The organism is Pseudomonas sp. GW456-12-1-14-TSB6 (assembly GCF_059424205.1).
In genome coordinates this window covers 83,411-106,808 of sequence record NZ_JBWKZE010000006.1, presented here as the reverse complement: position 1 = coordinate 106,808, position 23,398 = coordinate 83,411, and the positions used below count along the sequence as shown (strand labels likewise).

The window sequence follows — 23,398 nt, the reverse complement described above, 5'->3', positions numbered from 1 at the left end:
TTAGCCGCGCGCGGCAGCGATCTTGATCAGCTTGGCGTAGTAGAACCCGTCATGCCCGCCCTGCTGGGCCAGCAATTGGCGACCATGGGGCTGCTTGATCCCGGCGGCGGTGGCCAGATCCAGCTCCCGCGCGCCCGGCGTGCGCTCAAGGAACGCGGCGATCACTTCGGTGTTCTCGGTCGGCAAGGTCGAGCAGGTGGCGTAGAGCAGAATGCCGCCCACTTCGAGGGTTTTCCACATCGCGTCGAGCAACTCGCCTTGCAGTTGCGCGAGGGCGGCGATGTCGTCGGCCTGACGGGTCAGCTTGATGTCCGGATGACGGCGGATCACGCCGGTGGCCGAGCATGGCGCGTCGAGCAGGATGCGCTGGAACGGTTTGCCGTCCCACCACGCTGCCGTGTCGCGACCGTCGGCGGCGATCAGTTCGGCGCTCAAGCCGAGACGTTCGAGGTTTTCCTTCACTCGCACCAGCCGCTTGGCTTCCAGGTCCACCGCCACCACGCCGGCCAGTGCCGGTTCGGCTTCGAGTATGTGGCACGTCTTGCCGCCCGGCGCGCAGCAGGCGTCCAGCACTCGCTGGCCCGGCGCGAGGTCAAGCAGGTCGGCGGCCAGTTGCGCGGCTTCGTCTTGCACGCTGATCCAGCCTTCGGCGAAGCCAGGCAGGCTGCGCACGTCGGCAGCAGCATCCAGCACGATGCCGTCGCGGCTGAAAGTGCACGGCTGCGCAGCGATTCCCGCTTCTATCAGCAGACCCAGGTATGCGTCACGGCTGTGACGACGACGGTTGACCCGCAGGATCATCGGCGGATGCGCGTTGTTGGCTTCGCAGATGGCTTCCCATTGCTCAGGCCAGAAGGCCTTCAGGGATTTTTGCAGCCAGCGCGGGTGGGCGGTGCGCACCACCGGATCGCGTTCCAGTTCGGCGAAGATCGCCTCATGTTCGCGCTGGGCATTGCGCAGTACGGCGTTGAGCAAGCCCTTGGCCCACGGCTTTTTCAGCTTGTCGGCGCAACCGACGGTTTCGCCAATGGCGGCGTGCGGCGGAACGCGGGTGTAGAGCAGTTGATAGAGGCCGACCAGCAGCAATGCCTCGACATCGGCGTCAGCTGCCTTGAACGGCTTCTGCAGCAGTTTTTCCGCCAGCGCCGACAAGCGTGGCTGCCAGCGCGCGGTGCCGAACGCCAGGTCCTGAGTGAAGCCGCGATCGCGATCCTCGACCTTGTCCAGTTGCGTCGGCAGGGAGCTATTGAGCGAAGCCTTGCCGCTCAGAACGGCGGCGAGTGCCTTGGCGGCGGCCAGACGCGGGTTCATTGCGCGTCCACCGCTGCGCCCAGCACGGTGCCGGTGGCGAATTTCTCACGGCGGCTGTTGAACAGATCGCTGAAGTTCAGCGCCTTGCCGCCGGGCAATTGCAGACGGGTCAGGCACAGCGCCTGTTCGCCGCAGGCGACTAGCAGACCGTCCTTGCTGGCGCCGAGAATCGTGCCCGGTGCGCCTTTGCCTTCGGCCAGTGTCGCCGCGAGCACTTTCAGCGCTTCGCCGTTGAGCGTGCTGTGGGTGATCGGCCATGGATTGAAGGCGCGGACCAGACGCTCCAGCTCGACGGCCGGACGGCTCCAGTCGAGGCGTGCTTCGTCCTTGTTCAGTTTGTGCGCGTAGGTGGCGAGCTCGTCGTTCTGCACTTCGCCTTCCAGGGTGCCGGCGGCCAGACCGGCAATTGCCTGCACCACGGCTGGCGGGCCCATTTCGGCCAGGCGATCATGGAGGCTGCCGCCGGTGTCTTCGGCGCTGATCGGGGTCACGACTTTAAGCAGCATCGGCCCGGTATCGAGGCCGGCTTCCATGCGCATCACGGTCACGCCGCTTTCGGCATCGCCCGCTTCCACGGCGCGCTGGATCGGCGCCGCACCGCGCCAGCGTGGCAGCAGCGAGGCGTGGCTGTTGATGCAGCCCAGGCGCGGAATATCCAGCACCGCTTGCGGCAGGATCAGGCCGTAGGCAACCACCACCATCAAATCCGGCTTGAGCGCAGCGAGCTCGGCTTGAGCGTCAGCGTTGCGCAGGGTCGGCGGCTGCAACACCTGAATATTGTTTTCCAGGGCGAGCTGTTTGACCGGGCTCGGCATCAGTTTTTGCCCACGACCGGCCGGGCGATCCGGTTGGGTGTAGACCGCAACGATCTCGTAAGGGCTGTCCAGCAGGGCCTTGAGGTGTTCGGCGGCGAATTCCGGGGTGCCGGCAAAAACGATGCGCAGTGGCTCAGTCATGGGGGAGTCTCATAAAAAGAAAAAGGCTTGCCGCAGCAAGCCTTTGGAGAGGGGCATCAAGCGTTCTGGCGGTGCTGCTTTTCCAGTTTCTTCTTGATCCGGTCGCGTTTGAGCGTGGACAGGTAATCGACGAACAACTTGCCGTTGAGGTGGTCGCATTCGTGCTGGATGCACACGGCGAGCAGGCCTTCGGCGATCAGTTCGTAAGGCTTGCCGTCACGGTCCAGAGCCTTGATCTTGACCTTCTGCGGGCGGTCGACGTTTTCGTAGAAACCCGGCACCGAGAGGCAGCCTTCCTGGTATTGCTCCATTTCGTCGGTCAGCGGTTCGAACTCGGGGTTGATGAACACCCGCGGTTCGGTGCGGTCTTCGGAAAGGTCCATCACGACGATACGTTTGTGCACGTTGACCTGGGTCGCGGCAAGGCCGATGCCCGGCGCTTCATACATTGTTTCAAACATGTCATCGACCAGCTGACGCACTTCGTCGTCCACTACAGCCACAGGTTTGGCGATAGTGCGCAGACGCGGGTCCGGAAATTCGAGGATGTTCAAAATGGCCATAAGCTTGATTGCTGCACGTGTGAGGTAAAGTCGGGCGATGGCCTGGCGGGTCCGAAGATGCAGGCTACCGTTGTGAAACGTAGCTCCTTGATTTTCAGCATAGAGCAGGGAGCGAGCCACGGGGGCTCTGGCGTTTCACGCGAACGCACATAATAAAGGGATTCACCGCATGAGGAAATCACTACTCGCCCTGCTGTTTCTGGCCTCGGCCGGTACCGCGTACGGGCAAGTGCAACTCAAGGAAGGTTTTCCACAGCAATACACGGTGGTTTCGGGGGATACGCTCTGGGACATCTCCGGTAAATATTTGCGCGAACCCTGGCAGTGGCCGCAGTTGTGGCGGGCCAATCCGCAGATCGAAAACCCCAACCTGATCTATCCGGGCGACACGCTGACGCTCAGTTACGTCAACGGCCAGCCGCGCCTGACCGTCAATCGCGGCGAGTCACGCGGCACCATCAAGCTGTCGCCGCGCATCCGCACCAGTCCGGTGGCCGATGCGATTCCGAGCATTCCGCTCAAATCGATCAACAGCTTTCTGCTGAGCAACCGCATCGTCGACAACGTCGAGGACTTCGACAAGGCGCCGTACATCGTCGCCGGCGATGCCGAACGGGTGCTCAGCGGCACCGGTGACCGGATCTTCGCCCGTGGCCATTTCGATCCGAACCAGCCGGTCTACGGCATCTTCCGCCAGGGCAAGGTCTACACCGATCCGCAGAGCAAGGAGTTTCTGGGGATCAACGCCGACGACATCGGCGGTGGTGAGATCGTCGCCACCGAAGGCGACGTCGCCACCCTCGCCCTGCAACGCACGACCCAGGAAGTGCGCCTCGGCGACCGCTTGTTCAGCGGCGAAGAGCGTTCGATCAACTCGACCTTCATGCCCAGCGCGCCCTCCACCGACATCAACGGCCTGATCATCGATGTGCCGCGCGGCGTCACGCAGATCGGCGCGATGGACGTGGTGACCCTGAACAAAGGCAAACGCGACGGTCTGGCCGAAGGCAACGTGCTGGTGGTGATGAAAACCGGGGAAACCGTGCGCGACCGGATCACCGGCCAGCCGCTGAAAATCCCGGATGAACGTGCCGGATTGCTGATGGTGTTCCGCACCTACGACAAACTCAGTTACGGCCTCGTGCTGAACGCATCGCGCTCGCTGGCGGTGCTGGACAAGGTGCGAAATCCTTAGCTGGCTTCACAAGTTACCAACAGAGTTATCCACAGCTTGTTCCGAAAGGTTCGGGCCTTATAACGATCAAGGATGATCCATGATGATGCCTGTCTCCCCGTCGGTTTCGCCGGCAGAACTGGAAGCGCGCCTGCGCCTGCACCGCTTGCCGGAAATCGGTCCCAAGCGTTTCACCAAATTGCTCGAAGCCTTCGGCTCTGCCTCGAAGGCGATCGGCGCGCCGGCCACCGCCTGGCGTTCGCTGGGTTTGCCGGCGGCCTGCGCCGAGGCCCGACGCTGCCCTGAAGTTCGCGACGGCGCCAGCCATGCATTGCGCTGGCTAGAGCGTCCGGATCAACATTTGTTGATGTGGGATCACCCGGATTACCCGGCCTTGCTGTCGCAGATTCCCGACCCGCCGCCCTTGCTGTTCGTCGCTGGCAACCCACAGATTCTGGAAAAACCGCAGCTGGCGATGGTCGGCAGTCGCCGCGCTTCCCGTCCGGGCATGGACACTGCCGCTGCGTTTTCCCGCAGTCTCGCGGGGGCCGGGTTTGTCATCACCAGTGGCCTGGCGCTGGGCATCGATGCGGCGGCGCATCAAGCCGCTGTGGATGTCGGTGGGCAAACGGTCGGCGTGCTCGGTACCGGCCTGGAAAACTTTTATCCACAGCGCAACCGTCGGCTGGCGGACGCGATGATTGCGTCCGGCAGTGCGGTGCTTTCGGAATTTCCTCTGGACACTGGGCCGACGGCGAGCAACTTCCCGAGACGCAACCGCATCATCAGCGGCTTGTCCCTCGGCGTGCTGGTGGTCGAGGCCAGTGTCGCCAGCGGTTCCTTGATCACCGCACGGCTGGCGGCGGAACAGGGGCGTGAGGTGTACGCCATTCCGGGTTCGATCCATCACCCCGGCGCTCGGGGCTGTCATCAACTGATACGCGACGGAGCCGTGTTGGTGGAAACCATCGAGCATATTCTCGAAGCCCTGCGCGGCTGGCAGCATCTGCCGGTATCCACAGCCGCAGCGAATCCGGAGAACCCGTTGTTGAGCTTGCTGCACGCGGCGCCGCACACCAGCGAGGGGCTGGCCGACAGCAGTGGCTGGGCGCTCCCCAAAGTGCTGGCGGCACTCACCGAACTGGAGATGGATGGCCGCGCGGTGTGCGAAAACGGCCGCTGGTTTGCGCGCGTGAGCTAGGTTTTACATTGAAGATCGGTAAACTGCGCGAAACCTGTTTGCGGAGAGTTTTTCATGGTCAACAGTTGGCGTGTGCAACAAGCCGCACGAGAGATTCGCGCCGGGGCGGTGATTGCCTATCCAACCGAAGCCGTCTGGGGGCTGGGGTGCGATCCTTGGAATGAAGAAGCGGTGGATCGCCTGCTGGCGATCAAGAACCGTTCGGTGGACAAGGGCTTGATCCTCGTCGCCGACAACATTCGTCAGTTCGATTTTCTGTTCGAGGATTTCCCGCAGGACTGGATCGACCGCATGGCCAGCACCTGGCCGGGCCCGAACACCTGGCTGGTGCCGCACCAGAACCTGTTGCCAGAGTGGGTGACCGGGGTGCATGACACCGTGGCGCTGCGGGTCAGCGATCATCCGCAGGTGCGGGATCTGTGCTCGCTGGTAGGGCCGTTGATTTCGACGTCGGCCAATCCGCAGGGGCGGCCGGCAGCGCGCACGCGCTTGCGGGTCGAGCAGTATTTCCGTGGTCAGGTCGATCTGGTGCTTGGCGGAGCGCTTGGCGGTCGCAAGAATCCGAGTCTGATTCGGGATCTGGCCACCGGCAATATCGTGCGTCCGGCCTGATACCACCCTTGGTTAATTTTTGAGTGCTCCTCGGCTTTCATGGCGAGGAGTACTACGCGTGCCTGCGATTTTTCCTTCATGTATCTGAAGTAATAACTCGGGTTTTGGTTTTAAATTTTCCTTTCTACGTCAGATGAATCTTTAAGTATTCAATTGTTGTAATTTTTCCGACGTTATTCTCAGAAGCCACACAGTGGCGATTTTTCTAAAACCATTCATTATTTCAATGCGCTCAGAAAACTTCGAAAAGTTAACGGCTGCGGAGAAGAAATGGATATCAGGGATTCGCAATTAACGGATTATCTGCAGGAGATTCAGACGACCTTTAAAAGGCGTCATGAAAACTATCGCATCGTTATTCTTGAAGCAGGATCAGACACACGAGAGTTTGAACGGTTTGTTTCTCGCCATTTCCGGCTGCGATTGCAACACTACATGTTGACACCCAGAGCCAGGTCACTTGAAACACGCCTGGCGATTATTTCGCGCAGTACCCACTTTCTGTTGTATCAGCACGACAGGCCCACGGCCGTATTGAGAGTGACCCCTGCGCCGTTCGAATGGGCCTCACTGGCGCAGCAGCAACTGTCTCCCGCCACGACGCTGTCGCGCCATGTCGAGTTCAGTCGCTTGATCAGTCACTCGCAAACTCAGTTCCCCATGTCGATCAACGGCCTGCTGGCGGCTGCCACGGAATGGGCGGTCACGCGGGGTTATGAAGGGGTTACCGCGCTCTGCCGATCACCGCAGCGGCGATTGTTCCAGCGCTTCGGCTTGACGCCCATTACCACCGACGCGCTGCGCATCGAACAACGCCAACGCGGCGATTACTGGCTGCTCTCGGCTCAATGGCAGCAAATCCTCACGGCACTTCAACAGTCTGCCCACCTGCTCGCCAACCCATTGGAGACCTCCGTTGATGAATACGCCTCTCAGTTTTGAACAACAATTAAGCCTGCTCGATGAGCGAATCGAAAAGTCATGGGCCGATATTCTGGAAAGTTCGCGGCTGGTGAAAGCCATCCGTGAGGGCAGCGTTTCCAAAGCCTTGTATGCGATCTACATGATTCAGACTTTTCACTACACGGCGCACAATGCGCGAAATCAAGGATTGGTCGGTGTCCGACATGCGGGTAATCCTGTGTATGCAAAGTTCTGTTTTGAACATGCGGCACAGGAAGTCGGCCATGAAAAGATGGCACTACACGATGTCATGAGTCTTGGTTTGAAGAATGAAGTGTTTGATATTCCGCCTGCACTTCCGGCTACAGATGTATTGATCGCGTACTTATACTGGATTTCCTTTACCGGTAATCCGCTACAACGACTTGGTTATAGTTATTGGGCAGAAAATGCCTACCAGTTCATTACTCCGCTCATAGATAGTCTGAGTGAAACACTGTCGCTAAAACCCGCTCAACTTACATTCTTCATTGCACATTCCGACATTGATATCGAGCACTTCAACGAAATCAAACTGATGCTGCAACGCACCTGCAAGCGTCAGGAGGACTGGGATGCGATTAGCACTGTCATGGAAACCAGCCTGCGCCTGACCGGCAACATGCTTGAGGCGGTCTATGAGCAGTTCGAGGCCTGGCAAAACGGGCTGGCGCCCGGTTATGACTTCCTCCACGCCCTGGCCAACCAATGAAGGCCGCCCGCCGATGTTCCGATCAGATGGCTGGAGGCAGACATGGCTGATTATTTCGACCGGCTCAACTACACGCTCGGGGATGAGGACACCGCGCTTGAGTACGCGATCCTGCCCAGACGTGCCGGGCACGTGCTGGGTATCGCCGGATGCGGCGGCCGGCTGTTGCCGTTATTGGCCGCCTCCCCGACACGCATGACCTGTACCGATATCAGCGCGCCGCAACTGGCGTTTACCCGATTGCGGTTTGCCCTGCTGGAACAGACCGATCACGAGTCGTTCATGGCGTTCATGGGCTATCGAATGGAAAGTATGCGGGCGCGGCGCCGCTCTCTTTTCCAGCAACTGGTTTTACCGCCGGCGGATCGTCGCTGGTTGTCCGCTTTCTTCCAGTCCCGACGTTGGGAAGCGCCGATCTACATGGGCGCATTCGAGCAAACCCTGAAGCGGTTGGCGAAGATCACCGGACTGTTTACCGGCAAGGCCGGCCGGGGCATTTTTCAGTTCAGCCAGCTTGACGAACAAACGGAATATTACCGAGCCCGCTTTCCGCTCAGGCGCTGGAAAGCCGTGATCGCTTTGCTGGGAAACGCGGCGGTCCTCAATTCGTTGTTGTACAAGGGCGCGTTTCCACCCAACAACCTCGGGATCAGTTCCCGCGCGGCGTATCTGGGAATTTTCCATACGTTGTTCACCACTCAAGTGGTCCGCGAGAGCTTTTTCCTGCAAATGCTGTTTTTCGGTGAGCTGCGTTATCCACAAGGCTTTCCGCTGGAGTGCGATCCGCAGATCTTCCAGCGGGCCCGTGAGGGACTTCGGCAGTGCGAGTTACGTGTGATGCAGGCTGACATCCTTGACTGTGCTGCCGGGGAAGCCGACATCGATTTCGTATCGCTGTCGGACGTGCCTTCTTTCATGCCCGAAGCGGCCGGCAAGAACGTTTTGCAGCGCCTGGCCCCGGCGCTGTCGGAAAACGCACAGGTGGTCATGCGGGGGCATTTGCATGTGGTGCGACCCGATTGCGCTGGCTTCTGCGATATCACCCACCAGTACCAGGCAGACATTGCACGAGAAAGAACCCAGCTCTGGCATGTCCAGGTCTATCGCCGCTCTCCCTCTTTGCAGGTATCCCGATGAACACCTTTCAACCGACCGTCAATTGGATCAAAAACCGTGTCCGGCAAGCGCGTGACGATCAGCAACAGCTGTTCGATGCAGGGCTGAACGGCCTGAAGCTGGATAAGCGTGAAGGCAAGGAGATCGAACTCGACAACGGCGAACGGCTGACCGAGTTTCTTTCCTGCTCTTATCTGGGCCTGGAATGTGATCCTCGTTTGATTCGAGGAGCCATGAGCGCTGCGGAGTCTTTCGGTGTGCAGTTCGCCGCCGCACGAACTCGGGCGCTGTTGCCGCCCATGCGTGAGCTGGATGAACTGCTGAACCGGATATTTCAGGGACACACAGTTACCTTCAACTCGGTGGGCAGTGCGCACCTTGGCTGTCTGCCGCTGCTCGGCTCCGGCGAGATGCCCTCGTATCCCATGCGTCGTGGCCCGTGCTGGATCGTCGACCGTGCCGCTCACGCTTCGATGCAGGTGCTGCAAGGCATTCTCTGGCAATTCGGGCCAATACAGCGCCGCGATTGCAGCGACGTAGAGCAGGTCGAAGAAGCGTGTTCAACGGCAGTCGCGGCGGGTAATACCCCGATCATCCTGACCGACAGCATTGGCTCAATGCGCGGTGTGTACCCTATCAATCGGCTGCTGCAACTGGCGGAGCGTTTCGACGGTTATCTCTATGCGGATGACGCCCACGGTACCTCGATCCATGGCTTGGCCGGAGGTGGTTACGCTCTGGACGCGGCGGATGAACGCCAGCGCGGCCGGCTGATCCTCCTGTCGTCGCTGTCCAAGGCGTTCGGTGCAACCGGTGGGGCAATCACTGTGCGCACCGAAGCCGATGCCGAGATGATTCGGCGCCATGCGTCGACTTACACGTTTGGCGGGCCATTGTCCGTTGGCGGGGTAGGTGCGGCAGTCGCTTCCGGCAAAATCCATTTGTCCCCGGAACTGGAGCAGTTGCAGGCGGCGTTGTGGCGAAACATCGCCACGGTCGACAGGTTGCTGGGGCCGGTGCTGGGCAATCATCACGTCGCGTCTCCCATTCGTTTTATCCGTGTCGGGGCCGAGAGAGATGCGATAAGCCTGGCGCAGCATTTGCGCCGGCAGGGCATGGCGGTCACCACCGCGGTGTTTCCGGTGGTGGCCAAGGGCGAGGCCATTTTGCGTCTGGCCATCAGCGCGAGCCACAGTCAGCTCCATCTGGAGTCTCTGGCGAACGCCGTCCGTAGCGGATTTGATGAGTTGGGCATTCGTCAGGGAGGGCGCGGCAATGAGCAATGAACCGGTCACCGACGTTTGGACCGAGGCGCTTGTGCATAAATTGGCTCACGCGCGTTCACTGCCGTGGTTTCGTGCGCTGTATCCGCGAATCCTGGAAGTGCGGGGATTGGCCGATCTGCATCGATTGCCGGTTCTGGCGGTGGAAGACGAGTCCGGCGGCGTGCTGTTTTCCGCGCTCGGTGAAGCTTCCCATCGAGCACCGGGCGGCGGACTGACCCTGACCTCGGGAGGCAGCACCGGCAATCGCAAACAGATCACCCATTCCTGGGCGTTCAACGCTGCAATCGTGCCCTTGGGGGCACGGATGTTCGGTGCGACGGACGAACGCCCTGAGGTGGTCGTCAACTGCCTGACAGCCGGGGAAATGCAGGGTGCCTTTCAATACGCGGCAGCCATCGTCGAGCACATTGGCGCACGCCTGCTGCCTGCCGGTTCACAGATGGGCGTGCAGCGCGTTGCCGAGCTCATTGAGGCACACAAGGCAGATGCGTTGATATGCACATCCTCCTTCGCCACCGCGTTGTTCAATCATAAGAAAGTCGGCGCTGTGCAATTGTGCAGCCTGAAGTGGCTTTACTACATTGGAGAACCCTGCAGTAAAACGCTGCGCGACCAGTTGGCCCGGGACTGGCCGATGCTCAACATTCGCTCGTTGGGCTACAGCTCGACGGAGACCGGCCCCATCGGTTTTCAGTGTGCTCATCTGGAGCATGGCTTTTATCACCTGCATGCCGATGCCATGCTGCTCGAAGTGGTTGATCCGTTGACCCTTCAAGCTGTGGCTGAAGAAGAAACCGGTGAGTTCTTACTGACACCGCTGCTGCCTGATCATGTGCCGTTGTTGCGTTACCGGATCGGCGATCGTGGGCGAATCCTGCGCACAGTGACGAAGTGCGACTGTGGCAGTTCCATGCCGGTACTGGCGCTTGAGGGGCGGGTGGAAACATCGATCAAACTGGGGGGCGCGATCATCACTCAGTCACAGGTGTTGCACGTACTCCGACAGCTTTTGCCGCAGCTGCAGAACACCGATGTCCAGGTGCAGATTGATCGACAGCCCGAGGGGACACGCATGCGTCTGGTCATAGCCGAGGACGTACTGACAGCCAACGCACAGAGCGTCATTGAAGATGCGTTGCAAGTCGAAGGACAGGCCAGTGCATTGCTCAGGCTGCCGGGTGTTTTGGGGGTGGAGGTGAAGCGTCTTGCCCGTCAGGAATTCGAAACCACCCTGGCCGGCAAGACGCCGTTTTTCGTGACGACGGAAAAGACCCCGGTACAGTCATGAAGATGAGCCGAGGTCATCGGTGGTCAGGGCAGCAGAACAGTGGAGCCCGTGGTGCGCCGTGCAGACAGCTCGGTCTGCGCTTTCGCCGCATCAGCCAGTGGATAACGCTGGCTGATATCCACTTTCAGCTTGCCGCTGGTGATCATCCCGAACAGCTCGTCGGCCATGCGCTGCAGGTTTTCGGCGTTATTGGCGTAGGTCGCCAGGGTCGGACGGGTGACGTACAGCGAACCTTTCGCCGCCAGAATCCCCAGGTTCACCCCGTCCACCGCGCCCGACGCATTGCCGAAGCTCACCAGCAGGCCACGGGGCGCCACACTGTCCAGCGAAGCCGGCCAGGTGTCCTTGCCGACGCCGTCGTAGACCACCGGGACTTTTATCCCGTCGGTCAATTCCAGCACCCGTTGGGCGACATTTTCGTGGCTGTAGTCGATGGTTTCCCAGGCGCCGTGGGCCTTGGCCAGATCGGCTTTGGCTTTCGAGCTGACGGTGCCGATCAGCTTCACGCCCAGGGCCTTGGCCCATTGGCAGGCGAGCAAGCCGACACCGCCGGCCGCTGCGTGGAACAAAATGGTTTCGCCACCCTTGAGTTCGTAGGTCTGGCGCAGCAGGTATTGCACGGTCAGGCCCTTGAGCATCACGCCGGCGGCGGTTTCGAAGCTGATGGCGTCGGGCAGGTGCACCAGATTCGCTTCCGGCAGAACGTGGACGTCGCTGTACGCGCCCAACGGGCCGCTGCCGTACGCCACACGGTCACCGACCTTGAATCGGGTGACCTCGCTGCCCACGGCCTCGACAATGCCGGCGCCTTCCGCACCCACGCCCGAAGGCAACGCCGGTGGCGCGTAAAGACCGCTGCGGTAGTAGGTGTCGATGAAGTTCAGGCCGATGGCCTTGTTGCTCACGCGAACCTGCTGCGGACCGGGTTCGGCCGGTTGATAGTCAACGTACTCGAGCACTTCGGGGCCGCCGTGGGCGCGGAACTGGATTCGCTTGGCCATCTGCCTACTCCTTGGGTCATTTGGGAAGGCCCCTATCGAACGCTCATGCTTGATCTTCGTCAACTGCGGCGTGCCGGTTTGCGATGGTATGCTACGCGCCCATTTGCGCGGGCGCCGCGCAGTTCCGCCCGATCCAAGGTGAAGCCATGACGACCCGCACCGACGCCGTAAAGGCCTATCTGCTCGACCTGCAAGACCGCATCTGCGCCGCGCTGGAAACTGAAGACGGCGGCACGCGCTTCGTCGAAGACGCCTGGACCCGTCCGGCCGGCGGTGGCGGTCGGACCCGGGTGATCGAGAACGGCACGGTGATCGAAAAGGGCGGCGTCAACTTTTCCCACGTCTTCGGCAGTGGCCTGCCACCGTCTGCCAGTGCCCATCGGCCGGAGCTGGCCGGGCGTGGTTTCGAAGCCCTTGGCGTGTCGCTGGTGATTCACCCGCACAACCCGCATGTACCGACGTCCCACGCCAACGTGCGCTTTTTCATCGCCGAGAAGGAAGGTGAAGAGCCGGTCTGGTGGTTCGGCGGTGGCTTCGACCTGACCCCGTACTACGGCAACGAAGAAGACTGCATCCACTGGCACCGCGTCGCCGAGCAGGCCTGCGCGCCGTTCGGCCCGGACGTCTACCCGCGCTACAAGGCCTGGTGCGACACCTACTTCCACATCAAGCATCGCCACGAACCGCGCGGTATCGGCGGGTTGTTCTTCGATGACCTGAACGAGTGGGACTTCGACACCAGTTTCGCCTTCATGCGCGCCATCGGCGATGCGTACATCGACGCTTACCTGCCAATCGTGCAACGGCGCAAGAACGACGCCTTCACCGCCAAACAGCGCGAGTTCCAGGAATTCCGCCGTGGCCGCTACGTCGAATTCAACCTGGTTTACGACCGTGGCACCCTGTTCGGCCTGCAATCGGGCGGGCGCACCGAGTCGATCCTGATGTCGCTGCCACCGCAAGTGCGCTGGGCCTACGACTGGAAAGCCGAGCCGGGCAGCGAAGAAGCGCGCCTGACCGAGTACTTCCTGCAAGACCGCGACTGGCTGGCTCAGGCCTGAGGACTTGTGATGGATCGTTACGTTGTTTTCGGTAACCCGGTTGGTCACAGCAAGTCGCCGATGATTCACAAACTGTTCGCCGAACAGACCGGGCAGCGTCTCGACTACAGCACCCTGCTGGCGCCGCTCGAGGACTTTTCCGGCTGCGCCACGGCGTTTTTCCAGGAAGGTCGCGGCGCCAACGTGACCGTGCCGTTCAAGGAAGACGCCTATCGCCTGGCCGACAGCCTGACTGCCCGCGCCAAACGCGCGGGTGCGGTGAATACTTTGAGCAAGCTCGACGACGGCAGCCTGCTCGGCGATAACACCGACGGCGCCGGGCTGGTGCGCGATCTGACGGTCAACGCCGGGTTCAGCCTCGCCGGCAAACGCATTCTGCTGCTCGGCGCCGGTGGCGCGGTGCGTGGTGCGCTGGAGCCGTTGCTGGCGGAAAAACCGGCCTCGGTGATCATCGCCAATCGCACGGTGGACAAGGCCGAGCTGCTGGCCGAACTGTTCTGTGATCTGGGGCCGGTGTCGGCCAGTGGTTACGACTGGTTGCGCGAGCCGGTGGACGTGATCATCAACGCCACCTCCGCCAGCCTCACCGGCGACGTGCCGCCGATTGCGCCAAGCCTGATCGAGCCCGGCAAGACCTTGTGCTACGACATGATGTACGGCAAGGAACCGACCGCGTTCTGCCGCTGGGCCAGCGAGCACGGCGCGGGTGTGGTGATGGACGGTTTGGGCATGCTGGCCGAACAGGCTGCCGAGGCGTTCTTCCTGTGGCGCGGTGTGCGTCCCGACACTGCGCCGGTTCTGGCGGAATTGCGTCGGCAGTTGGCGCTGTAAGGCGCCCTCAGTCCTCGAAGCGGATCGGGCATTTCTCCGGCCCTTCGAGTTTGCGCAACTCCTCCACCACCTGCGGTCGCGCCTGACGCAAGGTCAGGCTGCGATCCTGGCGCAACAGGCGCCGGGCTTCCTGATGGAGCATTTCCACGCCGGAATAGTCGATGAAGTTGATCTGCTGCGCCTCGATCACCACCCGCGCGCCGTGCATCCGTTGCAGGCGCACTTGCAGATAGTGGCTGGCGCCGAAAAAGATCGAGCCGCCGACCCGCAGTACATCATCTTCGCCATCACGCCAGTGCTGTACTCTCGGCTGCGAGGTGCGCTTGAGGTAGAAAAACAGCGACGCCAGCACGCCAGCGTAGATTGCCGTCTGCAATTCCAGCAGCAACGTGGCAATGCAGGTCAGGCCCATCACCACGAATTCCGCCCGGCTGACCCGCAGCAGCGCACGAATGCCGCGATGATCCACCAGTCCCCAGGCGATCAGCAGAATGCTGCCGGCCATGGCCGGAATCGGAATATGCGCGATCAGCCCCGCACCGAAAATCGCGAACAGTGCCACCCACAACGCCGAAAACACCCCGGCCAGTGGCGAACACGCCCCGGCCTCATAGCTCAGCCCGGAACGGGTGAACGAGCCAGCGGACAACGATCCCGAAAAGAACGCCCCGACAATATTCGAAAGACCCTGCGCGCGCACTTCCTGGTTGGCGTCGAGCAACTGTTGCGAGCGTGCGGAAATCGAACGGGCAATCGACAGGCTGGTGACCAGCCCGAGCATGCCCACCGCCACGGCACTGGGCAGCAGGCGCAGGATCAGATCCATATCCAGCGGCAATCCACTGAACGGCGGCAAGCGCCCGACAAATGCACTGACCAATTGAACATGGCCGAACATCGCCGGCCACAGCCACACCACCAGACTGCCGAGGACCAAGGTCATCAACAGCGTCGGCCAGCGAGGTAGCCATTGTTTGAGCAACGCACCGACCACCACCGTTGCCACACCAAGGAGCAGCGATGGTTTATCCACAGCCCCGAGATGGCGCAGCAGATCCATCAGGCTGGCCAGCGCCGTGGCCTTGGCCGGCAGATCCAGTCCCAGCAGGTTCGGCAATTGACCGATGGCAATCACCACCGCAGCGCCGAGGGTGAAACCCAGCACCACGGAATGCGAGACAAAATTTACCAGCGCGCCGAAGCGCAACAGGCCAAGCAGCCACTGGAAAATCCCGGCGAGGAAGGTCAGTAGCAGGATCAGGGTGATGTAGTCCTGAGACGCAGGCACAGCCAGCGGACTGACACTGGCGAACAGCACAATCGAAATCGCTGCCGTCGGCCCACAGATCAGATGCCACGACGAGCCCCACAGACAAGCAATCAACACCGGAACGATGGCGGCGTAGAGCCCGTATTCCGGTGGGAGACCGGCGATCAGGGCGTAGGCAATCGACTGGGGCAACGCGAGAATCGCCCCGCTGAGGCCGACGACCAGGTCCCGCCCGACGCTGGCGCGGTTCTGCCGGGGCAGCCAGGTCAGGAAGGGGAAAAGTGAGCGGCGGCTGGGGAGGGCCATGGATCCTCTCGGATGAAATTTTGCGCATTGTACGCAGCCCGGGACGCGGAGCGTCCATTGCGGCATTCCCACGCAGAGCGTGGGAACGATCGGCCCGCGCAGTTACAGTTTGGCTTTAACTGCCGCCAACGCATCTTTGCCGTCCACGGTCTTCACACCATCAAGCCACTTGTCCAACACCCCCGGATTCGCCTTGATCCACGCCTTCGCCGCCTCCGCATTGCTGACCTTCTTGTTCACCACCTCGGCCATGATGCTGTTCTCCATCTCCTGAGTGAACGAAAGATTGGTCAGCAATTTACCCACATTCGGACAAGCCTCGGCATAGCCCTTGCGGGTCAGGGTGTAGACGCTACCGGTGTCGCCAAAGTACTTCTCGCCGCCCTTGAGGTAGTGCATTTTCAGCTGCACGTTCATCGGGTGCGGGGTCCAGCCGAGGAAGGTGACGAATTTCTGTTTCTTCACCGCCCGCGAGACTTCGGCCAGCATCGCCTGTTCGCTGGACTCGATCAGCTTCCACTGGCCCAGGTCGAAGTCGTTTTTCTTGATGATCTCTTGCAGCGAGATGTTCGCTGGCGCGCCCGAGCCGATGCCGTAAATCTTCTTCTCGAATTTATCGGCGTACTTATTCAAGTCGGCGAAGTTATGCACACCCGCGTCCCACACGTAATCCGGCACGGCCAGGGTGAATTCGGTGCCGTCGAGGTTCTTCGCCAATTGGGTGACGTCACCGGTGGCGACGAACTTGTCGTAGAAACCCTGCTGCGCCGGCATCCAGTTGCCGAGGAACACGTCGACCTGGCCATCCTTCAAGCCGCCGAAGGTGATCGGCACCGCGAGGGTGTCGACCTTGGCCCTGTAGCCCATGCCATCCAGCAGAAACCCGGTGATGGCGTTGGTCGCGGCGATGTCGCTCCAGCCGGGATCGGCCATTTTCACCGTGTCGCAGCTCTCGGCGAACGCAGATGCGCTGCCCAGTGCCAGCAGACTGACCGTCACGACTGTGGATAACTTGACCATGGACTTCCCCTTAACGTTATTGGTTTTGGCAGGGTTGTGGATAACGGGCCTTGCGCTCCAGGTCATCGAGGTCGATGTGGTTGCGCATGTATTGCTGACTGGCGTCCACCAGCGGCTGGTGATCCCAGCTCTTCAGTTTGCCGATCGTCAGCGCCTCGGCGACAAAACGCCGGCGACGCTGGCTTTCAAGGACTTCGCGGTGGATTGCCGGGATGTCCCACTTGGCCCGCGCTTCGGCAAGAAAGTCGTCGAACAGCTGGCGATGTTGTGGCGATTGGCTGAGTTCTTCCTGCTCGCGTGGATCGTTATCCACATCGAAGAGTAGGCAAGGGTCGGTTTCGCTGTAGATGAATTTGAAGGCGCCACGACGAATCATCATCAGCGGGCTGACGGTGCCTTCGGCCATGTATTCGCCGAACACTTCGTCGTGACCGCCCTGCCCTTGCAGGTGCGGAACCAGCGAACGGCCGTCGAGCGGCAGATTCGGTTCCAGGTTGCCGCCGGCCAGTTCGACAAAGGTCGGCAACAGATCGGCGGTGGAGACTGCAGCGCTGACACGGCCCGATTTGAACTGACTGGGCGCACTTATCAACAGGGGCACTCGCGCGGCCATTTCGTACCAGTGCATTTTGTACCAGAGGCCCTTCTCGCCGAGCATGTCGCCATGGTCACCGGAAAACACGATGACCGTGTCGTCCGTCAGCCCACAATCTTCGAGGGTTTGCAGAAGTTTGCCGACGTTGGCGTCGATATAGCTGCATGCACCGAAGTACGCGCGGCGCGCATCGCGGATCTTATCCACAGGCAGCGGCTTGTCCCACAGGTCGTAGACCTTGAGCAATCGCTGGGAGTGCGGGTCGAGTGAATGCTGATCCGATGTCGTAGGAAGCGGGATATCCGCATCGTCGTACAAATCCCAGAACGCCTTGGGAATCGTGTACGGATCGTGAGGGTGAGTCATCGACACGGTCAGGCAGAACGGCTGGTCGCCATCCTCGCGAATATGGTCGAACAGATATTGCTGAGCCTTGAACACCACCTCTTCGTCGAAGTCGAGCTGGTTGGTGCGCACGCACGGCCCGGCCTGCAACACCGAAGACATGTTGTGATACCAGCTCGGCCGCACATCAGGCTCGTCCCAGTTCACCGCCCAGCCGTAGTCGGCCGGATAAATGTCACTGGTCAGGCGCTCTTCGTAACCGTGCAGTTGATCGGGGCCGCAGAAATGCATCTTGCCCGACAGCGCGGTGCGATAGCCGAGGCGGCGAAGGTAATGGGCGTAGGTAGGAATGTCGGCGGGGAAATCGGCGGCGTTGTCGTAGGCGCCGATCTTGCTCGGCAACTGGCCGCTGACCAGGGTGAAACGCGACGGTGCGCACAGCGGGCTGTTGCAGTAAGCGGCATCGAATACCACGCCTTGTTCGGCGAGGCGGCTGAGATTTGGCAGTTTGATCGGCGACGGGCCGTAGAACGGCAACATTGGCGCGGCCATTTGATCGGCCATGATGAAAAGAATGTTCTTGCGCTTCATGTGATCGCGGCATTCCATAGTGAATATTTATGCGACATTGCTGCGATCGAGCATGGAGTCCACGCAATATCCGGTAAAGCCCGCGCCGGACAATGACTAGGATAAGCACAGCTTATGTATGAAGCCCTCGGTGATTTGTCGCTCGACCTGCTGCGCGCTTTCGAGGCGGCGGCCCGTCATCGCAGTTTTACCGCTGCGGCGGTGGAGCTCGGCACGACGCAACCGGCAATCAGCCAGCAGATCAAACGGCTGGAAGAGCAACTCGGCACACGGCTGTTCGATCGTATCTACCGGGGCATCGAACTGACCGAGGTCGGCTCGATCCTGTTCGAGCAAGTTACCCTTGGTTTGCAGAATATCGACGCGGGATTAAGCGCGATCAGCTCACAACAGCAGCACGAAGTACTGCAGGTCGCTACCGATTTCGCCTTCGCCGCGTATTGGCTGATGCCGCGTCTGCACCGTTTCCATGAAGCTTATCCACAGGTGGATGTGAGCCTGGTCACCAGCGAGCGCAATCACAACATGCTGCGTCCAGATATCGACGTTGCCGTGCTTTTCGGCGACGGTCGATTCAAACAGGGCGAGAGTCACTGGTTGTTCAGCGAAGAAGTATTCCCGGTGTGCAGCCCGCAATTGCTCAAGGATCGTCCCCTGCCCATGCCCGCCCAGGCATTGATGGAGTTTCCATTGCTGCACCTGCGCGGGGAAAACAGCAGCAACTGGTTCGACTGGAGCGGTCTGTTTCGCGCGCTGAACATCAGCACACCGCCGGCCCCGGGCCAACTGCGCTTCGACAATTACACTTTGTTGATTCAAGCGGCGATTGGCGGTCAGGGCGTGGCCATCGGCTGGCGGCACCTTGTGGATAACTTGCTCACCCAGGGTTTGTTGTGCCGGCCGATCGCTGAGACCATCCTGTCGCGCCTCGGTTATTACGTGGTGCTGCCGCAACGCAAACGCCGGGGCGCGTTGATCCAGACGTTCGTGGATTGGCTGATGGCCGAACAAGCCAGCAGCGCCGAATCCCTGGCCGGGCTGCCGTTGCCTTCGATTGCTGTGTAACGGATCAAGAGGCGGCAACAAAATCCACGTGCTGACGCAGATGCAAATTCAGCCGCAGCTCATCGGCAATGCCCACCGCTACCCGGTTCAGGCGCTCCAGCGGTTCGGCCAGACCCGGTTCGAGCGTGCGGCCGACCTGATTGAAATGCTCGATCGTCAGCCCGGCGACGCTGCGCGGTGCATTCACCAGCGTCCAGTGCAGCGGGCTGCTTTGCAGGGCTTCGCGCACTTCCAGAGCGGCGTGGCGTTGCAGCGGGTCGGCGTTTTCCGGATCGTCCAGTGCTTCGAATTCGCCGATGACAAACAGCCGCGAGACGTTTGCCGCCTGTAGCCCATCGATCAGTGCATCCACCGCCAGCACCTGTTCCACCGGCCCCAGCACCACGGATTTCTCGACATGATCACTGCTCAGTGGCAAGCCCGGCGCATTCAGCAGGCAGATCACTGCCGTGCTGCCGGCCACGCTCTGATTGACCCGCTCGGCATCGAGCAGATCGCCGCTTTTGGTGCGCAGCCCCGGCCGTGGGGCGAGCGCCGTCAGATCGTCGAGGATGGCAATGACTTCGTGCTGGCGACGCAGCAGTTCAGCCATCAACGCACTGCCCAGGCTACTCATGGCACCATAGAGCACCACTTTCACCGCCGGGGTTTCGGCATTTTTCATGGCTGAGGTCCCTTTTGTTTTCCCTTGTATGGCGTGTGACATACGGGCAGCGCCGAGGGTTCGAACCGATTCAGAGGGTTTGCGATGCAGACGATCAAGGGTTATCACGCCCACGTTTATTACGACGCCAGCACGATCGAACAGGCGCGGGTGCTGTGTGAGCAGGCCGCGCAATTATTTCCATTGAAGATGGGCCGCGTGCATGAGCGCCCGGTCGGCCCGCACCCGGACTGGAGCTGCCAGCTGGCCTTCGGCCCGGAGCTGATCGGCGATGTGCTGCCGTGGCTGGCGCTCAATCGCAAGGGATTGGTGGTGTTCCTGCACCCGGACACCGGCGATGACTTGCTCGACCACACCGACCATGCAATCTGGATGGGCGCGATGCGGCCGCTGGATCTGTCTGTTTTTTAATCAGATGGTTTCTTCGGGTTCGCCAGGTAAATGCTCGTCCAGGTGCAGCCATGGCAACTGGCTGTCGGTCCAGATATGCCGCTCTGCGGCGGCCTGCTCCGGATGATCCAGTGTGGCGATCGTCAGGTCGATGCTCTCGGGACTGAGCAACGTTATCAGCGCCAGTTGTGCGCCGCAGTTCGGACAGAAGAACCGGGCGCAACTGGTCGACGAGTCATAGCGCGAAGGCGTCCCGGCCAGCCACTGGAAGTTCGCTGCCGGCAGCGTGATCCAGGTGGTGACGATGCCGCCGCTGACCTTTCGACAGACCGAACAATGACAGTGGGCGATGTCGTGCAACGCTCCGCTGAACTGATAGCGGATATGTCCGCAATGGCAGCCACCGCTGTGCAACTCAGTCATCGCCCTGCCCTCCGCTTCCCGTGTTCATTGACTCTAGCCCGCATCCGACGGCCGGTTGGCCGTTCGCCCAAAGCTTTCTTGCGCGAAAGGTAGCTGAAAGGTTCCCCGATTAGGATCGCCCCCACTGCCGGCAACAGACCGGTTGGCCAACGCGTGTGATTGCTCGCACGACAGGCCCAATTAACAACAACAATGGTGATTCTGATGTCCTCTGTAACGCGCCTCCTCGCTCCGACTCCGCCCGTACGCCTCGTGCTTCCCGTTCTGCGCTGATCCAACCCGATCCGCTCACTTACCTAGCCGCGCTACGCCTGGAGTATTCCCATGCTGACTTTCCTTGGCTTCGCCATGGTCATCACGTTCATGTTCCTGATCATGACCAAGCGCCTGTCTGCGCTGATCGCTCTGATCATCATCCCGATCCTGTTCGCCCTGTTCGGTGGCTTTGCTCCGAAGATCGGCCCGATGATGCTCGAAGGTATTACCAAGCTTGCGCCGACCGGCGTGATGCTGATGTTCGCGATTCTGTATTTCGCCCTGATGATCGACTCCGGCCTGTTCGACCCGGCCGTGCGCAAGATCCTCAAACTGGTCAAGGGCGACCCGCTGAAAGTTTCGGTCGGCACCGCCGTTCTGGCGCTCGTCGTTTCCCTCGATGGTGACGGCGCGACCACTTACATGATCTGCGTGGCCGCCATGCTGCCGCTGTACAGCCGCATCGGCATGAGCCCGCGGATCATGGCCGGTCTGATCATCCTCGCCGGCGGCGTGATGAACATGACCCCATGGGGTGGCCCGACCGCCCGTGCCGCCAGTGCGCTGCACGTGGACCCGTCGGACATTTTCGTACCGATGATCCCGGCGATGGCTGCCGGTGTGGTGGCGATCCTGATCATTGCCTACTTCTACGGCAAACGTGAGCGTGCGCGTCTGGGTGAGCTGCACCTGATCGGCGACGAAATCGATCACAGCGAAATCAGCGTCTCGCAATTCCCGGATGCCCGCCGTCCGAAACTGATCTGGTTCAACGGCCTGCTGACCCTGGCCCTGATGTGCACTCTGATCGCCGGCCTGTTGCCGCTGCCGGTGCTGTTCATGGTGGCGTTCAGTATTGCCATGATCGTCAACTACCCTTGCCTGCAAATGCAGAAGGATCGCGTCGCCGCCCACGCCGGCAGCGTGCTGTCGGTGGTCAGTCTGATCTTCGCGGCAGGCATTTTCACCGGTATCCTGTCGGGCACCGGCATGGTCGATGCGATGTCGAAAAGCCTGCTGGCGGTGATCCCTGATTTCCTCGGCCCGTACCTGGCGGTGATCACGGCGCTGGTGAGCATGCCGTTCACGTTCTTCATGTCGAACGACGCGTTCTACTACGGTGTGTTGCCGGTGTTGTCCGAAGCGGCCAGCCATTACGGCATCACCGCGGTGGAAATGGCCCGTGCCTCGATCGTCGGTCAGCCGGTTCACCTGCTGAGCCCACTGGTGCCGTCGACATACCTGCTGGTCGCACTGGCGGGGATCGAGTTCGGCGATCACCAGCGTTTCACCCTGAAGTGGGCAGTGCTGGTCTGCCTGTGCATACTGGTCGCCGCCCTGTTGTTGGGGACTTTCCCGCTGTTCAGCACGTTGTAACGGCACCAAACTCACCCGGACGCCAGCTGATTGCTGGCGTCCTGGTTTAACACTCGCTCAAAGGAATACACATGGAATGGCTGACCAACCCTGAGATCTGGGTTGCCTTCTTCACCCTGACCGCCCTGGAAATCGTTCTGGGCATCGATAACATCATCATGATTTCGATCCTGGTCAGCCGCATGCCCAAACACATGCAGCAGCGCACCCGGATCTTCGGTCTTGGCCTGGCCATGATCACGCGGATCCTGTTGCTGCTGTCGATCACCTGGGTCATGCGCCTCACCGCCGACCTGTTCGAAGTGTTCGGCCAGGGCATTTCCGGCCGCGACCTGATCCTGTTCTTCGGTGGCCTGTTCCTGCTGTGGAAAAGCTCGCAGGAGATGTACCACGCACTGGAAGGTGAAGACGAAGCTGGCGACGAGCCTTCGGGCAAGGGCGGCAACTTCCTCTACACCATCATCCAGATCGCAATCATCGACATCGTGTTCTCGCTGGACTCGGTGATCACCGCCGTCGGCATGGTGTCCCACGTTCCGGTCATGGTCGCGGCGATCATCGTGGCCGTGCTGGTGATGATGCTGGCCTCGGGCAAGATCAGCGAGTTCATCGACAAGCACCCGTCGCTGAAAATGCTCGCGCTGTCGTTCCTGCTGGTAGTCGGTACCGTGCTGATTGCCGAGTCGTTCGACGTGCACGTACCGAAAGGCTACGTCTACTTCGCCATGGCGTTCTCGCTGGCGGTCGAAGCGATCAACATCAAGATGCGCACCGCCATCGCGAAAAAACGCAAACAGCAGGATCCGGTGAAATTGCGCAAGGATATTCCGGGTCAGTAACCCGAATGCTGCGCAACAGATCAAAGGGCCTTCGGGCCCTTTTTTCATGGCTGCATGAACCTGTTTTCATGACACTTTTGTTTCAATCCCCGCTTTAGCTGTGCAATGCTGGCGCCCAGACCGTTAGCCAACTACAGCTTAAGTATCAGAACGTAGAAATTGCGCGGTACCGTCCACTTGCCCCTCTGGGGCGCTGCCATTACA

23 protein-coding genes are annotated in these 23,398 nt (G+C 60.7%); 14 read left to right on the top strand and 9 right to left on the bottom strand.

Features of this window, described 5'->3' with window-relative positions; translation table 11 throughout:
- The 3 genes from rsmB to def are packed head-to-tail and all read right to left on the bottom strand — an operon-like array spanning position 1 to position 2,830.
- Complete coding sequence (gene rsmB, locus AC07Y2_RS07570) at positions 1 to 1,311, bottom strand: 16S rRNA (cytosine(967)-C(5))-methyltransferase RsmB (RefSeq protein ID WP_103385815.1); 1,311 nt, start codon at positions 1,309 to 1,311, stop codon at positions 1 to 3.
- Entirely contained in the window at positions 1,308 to 2,267 is a 960-nt protein-coding gene (fmt, locus tag AC07Y2_RS07565) for a methionyl-tRNA formyltransferase (protein ID WP_074689778.1), read from the bottom strand. Before fmt ends, rsmB begins: the two co-directional genes overlap by 4 nt.
- Positions 2,268 to 2,323: 56 nt before the next feature.
- The gene (gene def, locus AC07Y2_RS07560; protein ID WP_039764933.1) at positions 2,324 to 2,830 is read right to left on the bottom strand and encodes a peptide deformylase; all 507 of its coding nucleotides are present in this window, start codon (positions 2,828 to 2,830) and stop codon (positions 2,324 to 2,326) included.
- A 169-nt stretch (positions 2,831 to 2,999) separates the two neighbouring features.
- On the opposite strand from def, the gene AC07Y2_RS07555 reads away from it, so the two are divergent.
- The 8 genes from AC07Y2_RS07555 to AC07Y2_RS07520 all read left to right on the top strand — a co-directional run bounded on the left by AC07Y2_RS07555 (position 3,000) and on the right by AC07Y2_RS07520 (position 11,161).
- Complete coding sequence (locus AC07Y2_RS07555) at positions 3,000 to 4,025, top strand: LysM peptidoglycan-binding domain-containing protein (protein ID WP_039764931.1); 1,026 nt, start codon at positions 3,000 to 3,002, stop codon at positions 4,023 to 4,025.
- Between the two features lie 79 nt (positions 4,026 to 4,104).
- A complete protein-coding gene (gene dprA / locus AC07Y2_RS07550) occupies positions 4,105 to 5,205 on the top strand; it encodes a DNA-processing protein DprA (protein ID WP_103385816.1) in 1,101 nt (366 codons plus the stop codon).
- 54 nt (positions 5,206 to 5,259) lie between these two features.
- A complete protein-coding gene (gene tsaC / locus AC07Y2_RS07545) occupies positions 5,260 to 5,817 on the top strand; it encodes an L-threonylcarbamoyladenylate synthase type 1 TsaC (protein WP_011331748.1) in 558 nt (185 codons plus the stop codon).
- 270 nt (positions 5,818 to 6,087) lie between these two features.
- Positions 6,088 to 6,759, top strand: coding sequence for a GNAT family N-acetyltransferase (locus AC07Y2_RS07540; protein WP_039764926.1), 672 nt, complete (start codon positions 6,088 to 6,090; stop codon positions 6,757 to 6,759).
- Complete coding sequence (locus tag AC07Y2_RS07535) at positions 6,737 to 7,471, top strand: iron-containing redox enzyme family protein (protein ID WP_103385817.1); 735 nt, start codon at positions 6,737 to 6,739, stop codon at positions 7,469 to 7,471. Before AC07Y2_RS07540 ends, AC07Y2_RS07535 begins: the two co-directional genes overlap by 23 nt.
- Positions 7,472 to 7,513: 42 nt before the next feature.
- The gene (locus AC07Y2_RS07530) at positions 7,514 to 8,608 is read left to right on the top strand and encodes a DUF3419 family protein (RefSeq protein ID WP_085667293.1); all 1,095 of its coding nucleotides are present in this window, start codon (positions 7,514 to 7,516) and stop codon (positions 8,606 to 8,608) included.
- A complete protein-coding gene (locus tag AC07Y2_RS07525) occupies positions 8,605 to 9,873 on the top strand; it encodes an aminotransferase class I/II-fold pyridoxal phosphate-dependent enzyme (RefSeq protein ID WP_074689776.1) in 1,269 nt (422 codons plus the stop codon). The genes AC07Y2_RS07530 and AC07Y2_RS07525 overlap by 4 nt, the downstream gene beginning before the upstream one ends.
- Positions 9,863 to 11,161, top strand: coding sequence for a phenylacetate--CoA ligase family protein (locus tag AC07Y2_RS07520; protein WP_085667291.1), 1,299 nt, complete (start codon positions 9,863 to 9,865; stop codon positions 11,159 to 11,161). The genes AC07Y2_RS07525 and AC07Y2_RS07520 overlap by 11 nt, the downstream gene beginning before the upstream one ends.
- Before the next feature lie 23 nt (positions 11,162 to 11,184).
- Here AC07Y2_RS07520 and AC07Y2_RS07515 read toward each other — a convergent pair whose 3' ends face one another.
- Entirely contained in the window at positions 11,185 to 12,162 is a 978-nt protein-coding gene (locus tag AC07Y2_RS07515) for an NADPH:quinone reductase (RefSeq protein ID WP_074689774.1), read from the bottom strand.
- Positions 12,163 to 12,308: 146 nt separating this feature from the next.
- Between AC07Y2_RS07515 and hemF the strand changes: the two genes are divergently transcribed.
- Complete coding sequence (hemF, locus tag AC07Y2_RS07510) at positions 12,309 to 13,223, top strand: oxygen-dependent coproporphyrinogen oxidase (protein ID WP_007954079.1); 915 nt, start codon at positions 12,309 to 12,311, stop codon at positions 13,221 to 13,223.
- A 9-nt stretch (positions 13,224 to 13,232) separates the two neighbouring features.
- Positions 13,233 to 14,054 (top strand): shikimate dehydrogenase, encoded by an 822-nt coding sequence (gene aroE / locus AC07Y2_RS07505; RefSeq protein WP_039764917.1) that lies wholly within the window; start codon positions 13,233 to 13,235, stop codon positions 14,052 to 14,054.
- Positions 14,055 to 14,061: 7 nt separating this feature from the next.
- On the opposite strand, the gene AC07Y2_RS07500 is transcribed toward aroE, so the two are convergent.
- From AC07Y2_RS07500 to betC, 3 genes are all read right to left on the bottom strand, one after another.
- Complete coding sequence (locus AC07Y2_RS07500) at positions 14,062 to 15,630, bottom strand: SulP family inorganic anion transporter (protein ID WP_103385818.1); 1,569 nt, start codon at positions 15,628 to 15,630, stop codon at positions 14,062 to 14,064.
- Between the two features lie 102 nt (positions 15,631 to 15,732).
- A complete protein-coding gene (choX, locus tag AC07Y2_RS07495; RefSeq protein ID WP_103385819.1) occupies positions 15,733 to 16,650 on the bottom strand; it encodes a choline ABC transporter substrate-binding protein in 918 nt (305 codons plus the stop codon).
- A gap of 16 nt (positions 16,651 to 16,666) precedes the next feature.
- Positions 16,667 to 18,181 (bottom strand): choline-sulfatase, encoded by a 1,515-nt coding sequence (gene betC, locus AC07Y2_RS07490; protein WP_103385820.1) that lies wholly within the window; start codon positions 18,179 to 18,181, stop codon positions 16,667 to 16,669.
- 114 nt (positions 18,182 to 18,295) lie between these two features.
- On the opposite strand from betC, the gene AC07Y2_RS07485 reads away from it, so the two are divergent.
- Entirely contained in the window at positions 18,296 to 19,246 is a 951-nt protein-coding gene (locus AC07Y2_RS07485; RefSeq protein WP_039764910.1) for a choline sulfate utilization transcriptional regulator, read from the top strand.
- A gap of 4 nt (positions 19,247 to 19,250) precedes the next feature.
- Here the strand turns inward: AC07Y2_RS07485 and AC07Y2_RS07480 are convergent, their stop codons facing one another.
- Positions 19,251 to 19,910 carry an NAD(P)-dependent oxidoreductase gene (locus AC07Y2_RS07480; RefSeq protein ID WP_074689770.1) on the bottom strand — a complete coding sequence of 220 codons (660 nt, stop codon included), beginning with the start codon at positions 19,908 to 19,910 and terminating at the stop codon, positions 19,251 to 19,253.
- Between the two features lie 84 nt (positions 19,911 to 19,994).
- Between AC07Y2_RS07480 and AC07Y2_RS07475 the strand changes: the two genes are divergently transcribed.
- Positions 19,995 to 20,321, top strand: coding sequence for a DOPA 4,5-dioxygenase family protein (locus AC07Y2_RS07475; RefSeq protein ID WP_103385821.1), 327 nt, complete (start codon positions 19,995 to 19,997; stop codon positions 20,319 to 20,321).
- Here AC07Y2_RS07475 and AC07Y2_RS07470 read toward each other — a convergent pair whose 3' ends face one another.
- Complete coding sequence (locus AC07Y2_RS07470) at positions 20,322 to 20,723, bottom strand: GFA family protein (RefSeq protein WP_103385822.1); 402 nt, start codon at positions 20,721 to 20,723, stop codon at positions 20,322 to 20,324. It abuts the gene before it with no gap.
- Positions 20,724 to 21,047: 324 nt separating this feature from the next.
- Between AC07Y2_RS07470 and AC07Y2_RS07465 the strand changes: the two genes are divergently transcribed.
- Both AC07Y2_RS07465 and AC07Y2_RS07460 read left to right on the top strand, forming a co-directional pair.
- Complete coding sequence (locus AC07Y2_RS07465; protein WP_007954069.1) at positions 21,048 to 22,355, top strand: CitMHS family transporter; 1,308 nt, start codon at positions 21,048 to 21,050, stop codon at positions 22,353 to 22,355.
- A 71-nt stretch (positions 22,356 to 22,426) separates the two neighbouring features.
- Positions 22,427 to 23,194, top strand: coding sequence for a TerC family protein (locus AC07Y2_RS07460; RefSeq protein WP_039764900.1), 768 nt, complete (start codon positions 22,427 to 22,429; stop codon positions 23,192 to 23,194).
- Positions 23,195 to 23,398 lie beyond the last annotated feature (204 nt).